Annotated in this window: 10 protein-coding genes and 1 pseudogene; 7 read left to right on the forward strand and 4 right to left on the reverse strand. The window is 61.3% G+C overall.

What is annotated here, in order from left to right; genetic code table 11:
- The coding region (locus OC610_RS14910; RefSeq protein WP_264428694.1) for a hypothetical protein at positions 1 to 191 on the reverse strand (191 nt) is incomplete at its 3' end.
- Here OC610_RS14910 and OC610_RS14915 point away from each other — a divergent pair.
- The 4 genes from OC610_RS14915 (at position 190) to OC610_RS14930 (ending at position 3,910) form a co-directional block, all read left to right on the forward strand.
- Entirely contained in the window at positions 190 to 1,476 is a 1,287-nt protein-coding gene (locus OC610_RS14915) for an MFS transporter (RefSeq protein ID WP_264428695.1), read from the forward strand. The two genes, OC610_RS14910 and OC610_RS14915, sit on opposite strands and share 2 nt — an antisense overlap.
- Positions 1,477 to 1,539: 63 nt before the next feature.
- Entirely contained in the window at positions 1,540 to 2,292 is a 753-nt protein-coding gene (locus tag OC610_RS14920; RefSeq protein WP_264428696.1) for a 5-oxoprolinase subunit PxpA, read from the forward strand.
- On the forward strand, positions 2,289 to 2,993 hold the full coding sequence (gene pxpB, locus OC610_RS14925; RefSeq protein ID WP_264428697.1) for a 5-oxoprolinase subunit PxpB: 705 nt from the start codon (positions 2,289 to 2,291) through the stop codon (positions 2,991 to 2,993). Before OC610_RS14920 ends, pxpB begins: the two co-directional genes overlap by 4 nt.
- On the forward strand, positions 2,990 to 3,910 hold the full coding sequence (locus tag OC610_RS14930) for a 5-oxoprolinase subunit C family protein (RefSeq protein ID WP_264428698.1): 921 nt from the start codon (positions 2,990 to 2,992) through the stop codon (positions 3,908 to 3,910). Before pxpB ends, OC610_RS14930 begins: the two co-directional genes overlap by 4 nt.
- 104 nt (positions 3,911 to 4,014) lie before the next feature.
- Here OC610_RS14930 and OC610_RS14935 read toward each other — a convergent pair whose 3' ends face one another.
- Both OC610_RS14935 and OC610_RS14940 read right to left on the reverse strand, forming a co-directional pair.
- Positions 4,015 to 5,193, reverse strand: coding sequence for a vWA domain-containing protein (locus tag OC610_RS14935; protein WP_003198888.1), 1,179 nt, complete (start codon positions 5,191 to 5,193; stop codon positions 4,015 to 4,017).
- Between the two features lie 34 nt (positions 5,194 to 5,227).
- Positions 5,228 to 6,073, reverse strand: a complete 846-nt coding sequence (locus OC610_RS14940; RefSeq protein ID WP_003184225.1) for an AAA family ATPase — start codon at positions 6,071 to 6,073, stop codon at positions 5,228 to 5,230.
- A gap of 200 nt (positions 6,074 to 6,273) precedes the next feature.
- On the opposite strand from OC610_RS14940, the pseudogene OC610_RS14945 reads away from it, so the two are divergent.
- Together OC610_RS14945 and OC610_RS14950 are read left to right on the forward strand one after the other, a co-directional pair.
- Positions 6,274 to 6,503: pseudogene (locus OC610_RS14945) on the forward strand (DUF4160 domain-containing protein).
- Positions 6,491 to 6,991, forward strand: coding sequence for a DUF2442 domain-containing protein (locus tag OC610_RS14950; RefSeq protein WP_264428699.1), 501 nt, complete (start codon positions 6,491 to 6,493; stop codon positions 6,989 to 6,991). The pseudogene OC610_RS14945 and the gene OC610_RS14950 overlap by 13 nt, the downstream one beginning before the upstream one ends.
- Here OC610_RS14950 and OC610_RS14955 read toward each other — a convergent pair.
- A complete protein-coding gene (locus tag OC610_RS14955) occupies positions 6,988 to 8,064 on the reverse strand; it encodes a DUF748 domain-containing protein (protein ID WP_264428700.1) in 1,077 nt (358 codons plus the stop codon). The genes OC610_RS14950 and OC610_RS14955 overlap by 4 nt on opposite strands.
- A gap of 126 nt (positions 8,065 to 8,190) precedes the next feature.
- Here OC610_RS14955 and cysK point away from each other — a divergent pair, with 126 nt between their 5' ends.
- Positions 8,191 to 9,165, forward strand: a complete 975-nt coding sequence (gene cysK, locus OC610_RS14960; RefSeq protein WP_030141173.1) for a cysteine synthase A — start codon at positions 8,191 to 8,193, stop codon at positions 9,163 to 9,165.
- The last annotated feature ends 21 nt before the right edge of the window (positions 9,166 to 9,186 follow it).

The raw sequence follows: 9,186 nt of genomic DNA on the forward strand, positions 1-9,186 counted from the left end.
GGGAGCAAGCTCCCTCGCCACAGAAGCGGTCCGCCTTTTCTGGCAATGTGCTGCCCAATCAAATTTTTCTTATGACCCGGCCAAGGTTTTATTCGTTGGACGCGATTGGCTGCGCGCTCAAGAATCGGGGCAACGGTCTCCACGTCTGCGTCGTCGAGGCTCACAACAATAAAACCGTGGAGAACCATCATGAGTGCACCCGACACGCTCGGCGTCCCCCAACCCCAGGCCCGTTCCGGTCCGTTCGATTGGTACCGCAACATCAACCAGCAGGAACGCCGCACATTCTGGAGCTGCAAGATCGGTTACGCCCTGGACGGCATGGACACGCAAATGCTCAGTTTCGTGGTGCCGACCCTGATCGCGATGTGGGGTATCACCACCGGACAGGCCGGGTTGATCCACACCAGCACCCTGATCGCCTCGGCCCTGGGCGGCTGGGTCGCCGGCATTCTCTCGGACCGCATCGGTCGGGTGCGCACCCTGCAACTGACGGTGTTGTGGTTTGCGTTCTTCACTTTCCTTTGCGGCTTTGCCCAGAGCTACGAACAACTGCTGATCGCCCGCACCTTGATGGGCTTCGGTTTTGGCGGCGAATGGACCGCCGGTGCGGTGTTGATGGGCGAGGTCATTCGCGCCAAGGACCGCGGCAAGGCGGTGGGCATGGTGCAGTCGGGCTGGGCGCTGGGCTGGGGCATGACGGCAATCCTGTATGCGCTGCTGTTTTCGGTGTTGCCACCGGAAGACGCCTGGCGCGCCTTGTTCATCCTCGGCATCGTGCCGGCCGTGTTCGTGATTTTCGTTCGCCGCCTGGTCAAGGATCCCGAAGTCTATAACCAGACCAAGGCGCGGCTCTCGCCTGAAAATCCGGCGAAGTTCTATGAGATTTTTGCCCCCGGCATCCTCTTCACCACTATTCGCGCTTCGCTGCTGACCACCGGTGCCCTGGGTGGCTACTACGCCATCACGTCCTGGTTGCCGACCTTCCTCAAGAACGAGCGTGGCCTGAGCGTCCTGAGTACCGGTGGCTACCTGGCGATGGTTATCGTCGGTTCGTACGTGGGTTACGTGATCAGCGCGTACTTGAGCGACATCCTCGGTCGCAAGAAAAACTTCGTCCTGTTTGCCGTGGGCTCGTTCACCATCGTATTGCTGTATACCCAGGTGCCGGTGAGCAACCACGTGATGCTCTGGCTGGGCTTTCCCCTGGGTTTCTTCGCGTCGGGGATGTTCAGCGGCATGGGCTCGTTCCTCACCGAATTGTTTCCGACCCGCATCCGGGGTTCGGGCCAGGGGTTCTGCTACAACATTGGCCGGGCGGTGGCGGCGTTGTTCCCGCTGTTGATCGGTATCCTGAGCCAGAAGGTGCCGTTGAGTGTCGGCATCGGTGCGTTCGCGGCGGTGTCCTACGGCGTGGTGATCCTGGCGGCCCTGAGCCTGCCGGAAACCCAAGGCAAGCAGTTGGAAGCCGAGTAACTGATAACCTGTGGGATGCAAATCCCACGGTCATAGAAGAAAGAACCTACAGGAGCGTTCACCGTGAACCGCCTGCTATTGAACTGCGACATCGGCGAAAGCTTCGGCAATTGGACCATGGGTCTGGACGCCGAGGTGATGCCCTTCATCGACTGCGCCAACATCGCCTGCGGCTTTCATGCCGGCGACCCGAGCATCATGCGCAAGACCGTCAGCCTGGCCCTGAGCCACGGCGTGCGGATCGGTGCCCACCCGGCCTATCAGGACCTGGCGGGCTTCGGCCGACGTTCCATGGCCTACGGCGCCCAGGAGCTGCAGGATCTGCTGCACTATCAGATCGGCGCCCTCGATGGCATCTGCCGTGCCCAGGGTGGGCGGGTCAGCTACGTCAAGCCCCACGGCGCGATGTACAACGACATGATGGCCAACCCGGCGCAACTGCGCGCCGTGATCCAGGCCGTCGCCGCCTATGACCGTCAATTGCCGTTGATGCTCATGGCGACCCGTGACAACAGCGCCGCCCAGGCCCTGGGCGATGAGTACGGCGTGACCCTGTGGTTCGAAGCGTTTGCCGACCGGGCCTACGATAACGCCGGTCGCCTGGTCTCGCGGCAAGCGCCGGGCGCGGTGCATCACGATCCCGAAACCATCATTGGGCAGGCCCTGACGATCGCTCGCGGCGATGCGTTGACTGCCAACGACGGCAGCGCTTTGCACCTGAAGGCCAATACCTTGTGCGTGCACGGCGACAACGCCAGTTCGGTGGCGGCCGTGCAACGCATCCGCGAAGCCCTGGACCGGCAGAGTGCGCCATGAAACCACGCGTGGAAGTGGTGGCGGTGGATTGCCTGATGGTGCGCCTGTTCGACGAAATCGCCGAGGCCAACATGCCGTGGATGCTCGCTGCCAGCGAACGCCTGCGTCAGGTTTTCGCAGACGACCTGATCGATCTGGTGCCGTCTTATACGACCTTGATGGTGCATTACGATTTGCTCGCCTTGACGCCGGCCCAGGCCCGCGATCTGGTCGGCGAAGCACTGAACAATCTTTCGCCGGATGCCCGGTCTGCTGGGCAATGCCATGTGCTGCCGGTGTGGTACGACCCCAGCGTCGGACCCGAGTTGGGTTTGCTGGCGAGTCGCAGCGGGCTGACGGTGGAGCAGGTGATCCGTCGCCACAGCGAGCGCGAATACCAGGTGTTTGCCCTGGGTTTTGCGCCAGGTTTTGCATTCATGGGCCTGGTGGACGAAGCACTGGCTGCACCGCGCCTCGACACCCCGCGCAAGCGCGTGGCGGCGGGCAGCGTTGGCATTGCCGAGCGCCAGACTGCGGCGTATCCGGTGGTGTCACCTGGCGGCTGGAACCTGATCGGGCGAACCCCGGCCAAACTGTTCGATCGCGAGCGCGACGGCTACAGCCTGATGCAGCCCGGTGACACGGTGCGTTTCGCCGCCGTCGATCACATTGAATTCATCGCCCTGGGCGGTGACGACACACCGCTGGAGGCCCAGGCATGAGCCGTTTGTTGATCGAGGCCAGCACCCCGCTGTGCCTGCTGCAGGACGCCGGCCGGTTCGGCGTGAGGCACCTGGGCGTGACCCAGGGCGGCGCGGCGGATTGGCTCTCGATGAGCTGGGCCAATTGGATGCTCGGCAATGCGCCGGACGCCGCGGTGGTGGAAATCACCCTTGGCGGCTTCACAGTGCTGGCCGAAGACGATTGCGTGCTGGCGTTGGCCGGAGCGGACCTGGGCGCGCGCATCGACGGCCAGGGCGTGGCGTCGTGGCGCTTCTTCAGTTTGCGCAAAGGCCAGGTGCTGGCGCTCACCCAACCTGTGCTTGGCGCCCGGGCCTACCTGGCGGCGCCTGGCGGGTTCGACGCACCGCAAGTGCTGGGCAGCCGCTCGACGGTTGTGCGTGAAGAACTCGGCGGTCTGGATGGGCGAGGGCGGGCGCTGAGTCGCGGTGAGCGCTTGAACTATTCAGGCCCGGCGACGCCGCGCCCAATGCCGCACGCGCGGATTCCGGATTTCCAGCAGGTGCAGCCGCTGGACCTGATCCTCGGCGCGCAGAACGGCGCGTTCAGTGGACGCAGCCTGTTTGATGCGTTCAATACCGATTGGACGCTGGACAGTCGCGCCGACCGCATGGGCATGCGGTTGCTGGGCGCGGCGCTGGAATACCAGGGGCCGGCGATGATTTCCGAAGGCATTCCGTTGGGCGCCGTGCAGGTGCCGCCGGACGGCCAGCCGATCGTGCTGCTCAACGATCGGCAAACCATCGGCGGTTATCCGCGCCTGGGCGCCTTGACCCCGCTGTCCCTGGCCCGGCTGGCGCAATGCCTGCCGGGAACGCAGGTGCGGTTGCGGCCGGTGGTGCAGGCGGTTGCACATCGGCAGCAGGTTGAGTGTTTGCAGGTGTTTTCCAAAAGCTAAAAGCTTCGCGAGCAGGCTCGCTCCCACATTGGATCTCGTTATATATGAGATCCCCTGTGGGAGCGAGCCTGCTCGCGAAGAGGCCCTGAAGGGCACCAAAAATCTTACTTGGAAAGAAACCGCATCCCTTCCTCCAACCCCCGCAACGTCAGCGGGTACATCCGGTCTTCCACCAACTCGCGCACGATGTTGGTCGAGGCGGTATAGCCCCAGGTGTCCTTGGGGTACGGATTGATCCAGATGAGCTTCTTGTACTTCTCCATGAAGCGCTGCATCCACACGTAACCGGCTTCTTCGTTCCAGTGCTCGACGCTGCCGCCGGCCTGGGTGATTTCATAGGGCGCCATGGCCGCGTCACCAATGAAGATGACTTTGTAGTCGGCGCCGTATTTGTGCAGCAGATCCTGGGTTGACGTGCGCTCCGAGGTGCGGCGCAGGTTGTTCTTCCACACCGATTCGTAGACGAAGTTGTGGAAGTAAAAATATTCCAGATGCTTGAACTCGGTCTTGCAGGCCGAGAACAGCTCTTCGCAGATTTTCACGTGGGCATCCATTGAGCCCCCGATGTCGAACAGCAGCAACAACTTCACGGTGTTGCGCCGTTCGGGGCGCATCTGGATATTCAGCAGGCCGGCGTCCCGGGCGGTGTGGTCGATGGTGCCGTCGATGTCCAGCTCTTCGGCCGCGCCCTGGCGGGCGAACTTGCGCAGGCGGCGCAGGGCGATCTTGATGTTGCGAGTGCCCAGTTCCACCTGGTCGTCGAGGTTCTTGTACTCGCGCTGGTCCCAGACCTTGACGGCCTTGCCCTGGCGCTTGCCAGCGTCGCCGACCCGAATGCCTTCCGGGTTGAAGCCGCCGGAGCCGAACGGGCTGGTACCGCCAGTGCCGATCCACTTGTTACCACCGGCATGGCGTTCCTTCTGTTCTTCCAGGCGTTTCTTGAATTCTTCGATCAGCTTGTCCAGGCCGCCCAGGGATTGGATCTGCGCCCGTTCCTCGTCGGTCAGCGAGCGCTCGAACTCCTTGCGCAACCAGTCCTCGGGAATCAGTGCCTGGAGGTGATCGTCGAGTTTTTCCAGGCCGTTGAAGTACGCGGCGAATGCGCGGTCGAACTTGTCGAAATGCCGTTCATCCTTCACCAGGATCGCCCGGGACAGGTAATAGAACTCGTCCATGTCGGCGAAGATCACCCGCTGTTTCAGCGCGTTGATCAGGTCCAGCAATTCACGTACCGACACGGGCACCTTGGCGGCGCGCATCTCATTGAACAGGTTAAGCAGCATGGCAATCGCCCTCGCTCTTGTTGGACGAAGAGGATCAGCGCGTGCCGCGACGGCTCATGAACGCCAGGCGCTCAAGCAATTGCACGTCCTGTTCGTTCTTGACCAGGGCGCCGGCCAGCGGCGGAATCGCCTTGGTCGGATCGCGCTCGCGCAGCACCGCTTCGCCGATGTTGTCGGCCATCAGCAGCTTGAGCCAGTCCACCAGTTCGGAGGTCGAGGGCTTTTTCTTCAGGCCGGGCACCTTGCGAACGTCGAAAAACACGTCGAGCGCTTCGCTGACCAGGTCCTTCTTGATGTCCGGGTAGTGCACATCGACAATTTTCTGCAGGGTGACGCGGTCGGGGAAGGCGATGTAGTGGAAGAAGCAGCGCCGCAGGAAGGCGTCCGGCAATTCCTTTTCGTTGTTGGAAGTAATGATGATGATCGGGCGCTGCTTGGCCTTGATGGTTTCGTCGGTCTCGTAGACGTAGAACTCCATCTTGTCGAGTTCTTGCAGCAGGTCGTTGGGGAATTCGATGTCGGCCTTGTCGATCTCATCGATCAGCAGGATCACCCGCTCCTCGGACTCGAAGGCTTCCCAGAGCTTGCCCTTCTTCAAGTAATTGCGCACGTCATGGACCTTGTCCACGCCCAACTGGGAATCGCGCAGGCGGCTGACCGCGTCGTACTCGTACAAACCCTGGTGGGCCTTGGTGGTGGACTTGATGTGCCAGGTGATCAGCCGCGCGCCGAAGGACTCCGCCAACTGTTCGGCCAGCATGGTCTTGCCGGTGCCCGGCTCGCCCTTGACCAGCAACGGTCGCTCCAGGGTGATGGCGGCGTTGACTGCCAGTTTCAGGTCATCGGTGGCCACGTAGGCGCTGGTGCCTTCGAACTTCATTTGCAATTCCTCGAACGGTGCCGCCGGCCTGGACGAGGCAGGGCGTGCGAAATAAATGTCGTGCCCGACTATAACGCGAGGCCCCGCCGACTGTGAACGCAGACGCTGTATTCAGTCTCTGAATGGGTCGTCACATGTTGACTCAGTCTCGGCGGCTTGCCAGTATTGCTTATCGCCAAATTGGCGATACATTCACCGGCATGTCCACAAAATATCGATTCAAGATACGTACCGCATTCAATTGCGCGAAAGGGACCATCCGCCGCCCCATGTCCACCTCACCGGAGGTGGGGTTGATGTAGTCCTTGGCCTGGAAACCGTCGAAGTCATGATGGGCCGGGCACCGCCATTGATTATCAAGGAAGCGCTGGACTGGGTAAGGTCCCATCAGGCGCAATTGCTGGAGGATTGGCAACGATGCTACCCATGAAAAGGCCGCGGTTATTGGCCGTGCAGCCTTCATTACCGTTCAGTCTCGAGTTGACGTTTATCGACGGCCAGCGATTGACGCTGGACTTGAGCTCCGATGTGCAACATTACCCTGGCCTGAAACCCTTGTTGGATAAGGGCGCGTTTGCGGATGCAACCCTCGGTGATGATGGCTGGAGCGTCGAATGGCCCGATCTGGATATTCAAATCGGCGCTGATACCTTGTATTTCGATGCGCTGGCACAGAATGCCGTGGATGAAAACACCCGCATTTTCATCGACTGGCGCGCCCGCACCGGTTTGCCACTGAACAAGGCGGCCGAAGCGCTGGGTGTGAGCGCCCGTAGCATCAGTCGCTACAGCAGCGGTCGTGAGGCCGTGCCGCGCTCGCTCGCCCTGGCGTGCCTGGGCTGGGACTCGCTGCAAAGCGGAGCGGGCCGAGCAGTGGCTGAGCAAAAAGGTCGCTATCGCGTAACGCCCAGGACTTAATCCTTCGAGGGCGGCGGCTGCTCGTAGCGGGCATTGAAGGCCTGGACGAAACCGTTGCGCAAAATCTGCAGGAAGGCTTCGAAGGCGCTGATGTCCTGCTGATGCACGTTGCCACTGAGCTCGACCCGGGTAGCGAACTGGTTCTTGCGCTGGTTTTTCAGAGCGGTTTCGCTTGTGCCGACCAAGGCTTCCCAGACCGAGCGGAAGATGTTCTTGTTCTGGTTCTCCACGTCCTGCTGCCAGTCAAACACGTCCACATCCCGCAGCAGTGGCTTGATATAGCCGCTGAGCCGGCCTTTGTCGGCTTCGGCCTCTATCACCAGGTCGCCGTGGCCGGCGTTGAAGTCGAATTTTCCATAGGCCGCGGCGAAATCGTTCAGGCGCTTGAGCTCGATGTTGGTGGCACGCAAGCGGAAGTCGAAGTCCTCGAAATTACTCAAGGGGTCGAAGGTCGCCTGGACTTCCAGCGGCGCGTGTTCGGCCACCAGGGCCTTGCCCTCGAAACGGGCGTCGCGCTTGCCTTCGGTGTCCACGACGTTGGTCAGGTTATAAAAACTGGCGTTGACATTCGTGGCCCGCAGGTTCACTGGCGGCTTGGAGTTGAAGTTGCGAAAGGTCAGCTTGCCGTCGTTGATACGCACCTCGTTGAGCGTGATGGGCATCAGCTTGCTCAGTTGTTCACGCCAGTTGGTGCCCCGGCCTGTCTGGGAGTTCTCGCGGTTGGCCCCGCCGTCGACGAAGTTGACTTCCGGGTGGGCGAACTCCACTTCGGCGACAACCGCATGGTCATACCACAGCGAGTGCCAGCTTACGGACAGGTCGACCAACGGAGCGTCGACGAACGGCACCGGCACCTTGCCGTCGACCTTGGTGATCTTGAGACCGTTGATCCGATAGGCACCGCGCCAGAGCGCCAGATCGACGTCCGTGACTTGGCCATGGTAATCGCCCATGTGGGCCAGTTTATCGTTCAGGTAATTGCGCACCAGATAAGGCAAGGCAAAATGCAGGGCCACCAGCAACGCAACGATGGCGACGAATGTCCACAGTGGCCAGCTGTATCGACGCTTCATAAGAGTAGTCTCCGTTGTTAATGCCATTGACTGCCGCAACAACGGGAACGTTCGGTGCAACTGGACGACCTCCGGCAACAGGCTTACCTTTAAACGCTAAATTTTCTCTGCATTAAGGACCCGGCCATGAGTCGTATCTACGCTGACAACGCCCATTCCATTGGCAATACACCATTGGTGCAGATCAATCGCATCGCCCCGCGCGGCGTGACCATCCTGGCGAAGATCGAAGGGCGTAATCCGGGTTACTCGGTGAAATGCCGGATCGGCGCGAACATGATCTGGGACGCGGAAAGCTCCGGCAAACTCAAGCCTGGCATGACCATTGTCGAGCCGACCTCAGGCAATACCGGTATCGGCCTGGCGTTCGTGGCGGCCGCCCGTGGCTACAAGCTGACGCTGACCATGCCCGCCTCGATGAGCATCGAGCGGCGCAAAGTGCTCAAGGCCCTGGGCGCGGAGCTGGTGCTCACCGAGCCCGCCAAGGGCATGAAAGGCGCCATCGAGAAAGCCGCCGAGATCATGGCCAGCGACCCGTCGAAATATTTCATGCCGCAGCAGTTCGATAATCCGGCGAACCCGGCGATCCACGAAAAAACCACCGGCCCGGAAATCTGGAACGACACCGATGGCGCGGTAGACGTGCTGGTCGCTGGCGTAGGCACCGGCGGAACCATTACCGGGGTTTCGCGGTATATCAAGAACACCTGTGGCAAGCCGATCCTGTCGGTGGCGGTGGAGCCCGAGGCTTCACCGGTGATCACCCAGGCGCTGGCGGGACAGGAGATCAAGCCCAGCCCCCACAAGATCCAGGGGATCGGCGCAGGTTTCGTGCCGAAGAACCTCGATCTGTCGATCGTGGACCAGGTCGAGCGGGTCACGGATGACGAATCCAAGGCCATGGCCCTGCGCTTGATGCAGGAAGAAGGCATCCTTTGCGGCATTTCCTGCGGCGCGGCAATGGTCGTGGCGGCACGCCTGGCGGAGAAGCCGGAAATGCAGGGCAAGACCATCGTCGTGATCCTGCCGGATTCGGGCGAACGGTACCTGTCGAGCATGCTGTTCAGCGATCTGTTTACCGAGCAGGAGATTCAGCAGTAATTACGGACGACAGGGGGCGCT

The organism is Pseudomonas agronomica, from assembly GCF_025917275.1.
GTDB lineage: Bacteria > Pseudomonadota > Gammaproteobacteria > Pseudomonadales > Pseudomonadaceae > Aquipseudomonas > Aquipseudomonas agronomica.

Coding starts and splice junctions, on each gene's coding strand:
- OC610_RS14950 (WP_264428699.1), top strand. CDS start 6,491: ATGCTACCCATGAAAAGGCCGCGGTTATTGGCCGTGCAGCCTTCATTA.
- OC610_RS14915 (WP_264428695.1), top strand. CDS start 190: ATGAGTGCACCCGACACGCTCGGCGTCCCCCAACCCCAGGCCCGTTCC.
- OC610_RS14935 (WP_003198888.1), bottom strand. CDS start 5,193: ATGCTGCTTAACCTGTTCAATGAGATGCGCGCCGCCAAGGTGCCCGTG.
- pxpB (WP_264428697.1), top strand. CDS start 2,289: ATGAAACCACGCGTGGAAGTGGTGGCGGTGGATTGCCTGATGGTGCGC.
- OC610_RS14955 (WP_264428700.1), bottom strand. CDS start 8,064: ATGAAGCGTCGATACAGCTGGCCACTGTGGACATTCGTCGCCATCGTT.
- cysK (WP_030141173.1), top strand. CDS start 8,191: ATGAGTCGTATCTACGCTGACAACGCCCATTCCATTGGCAATACACCA.
- OC610_RS14930 (WP_264428698.1), top strand. CDS start 2,990: ATGAGCCGTTTGTTGATCGAGGCCAGCACCCCGCTGTGCCTGCTGCAG.
- OC610_RS14940 (WP_003184225.1), bottom strand. CDS start 6,073: ATGAAGTTCGAAGGCACCAGCGCCTACGTGGCCACCGATGACCTGAAA.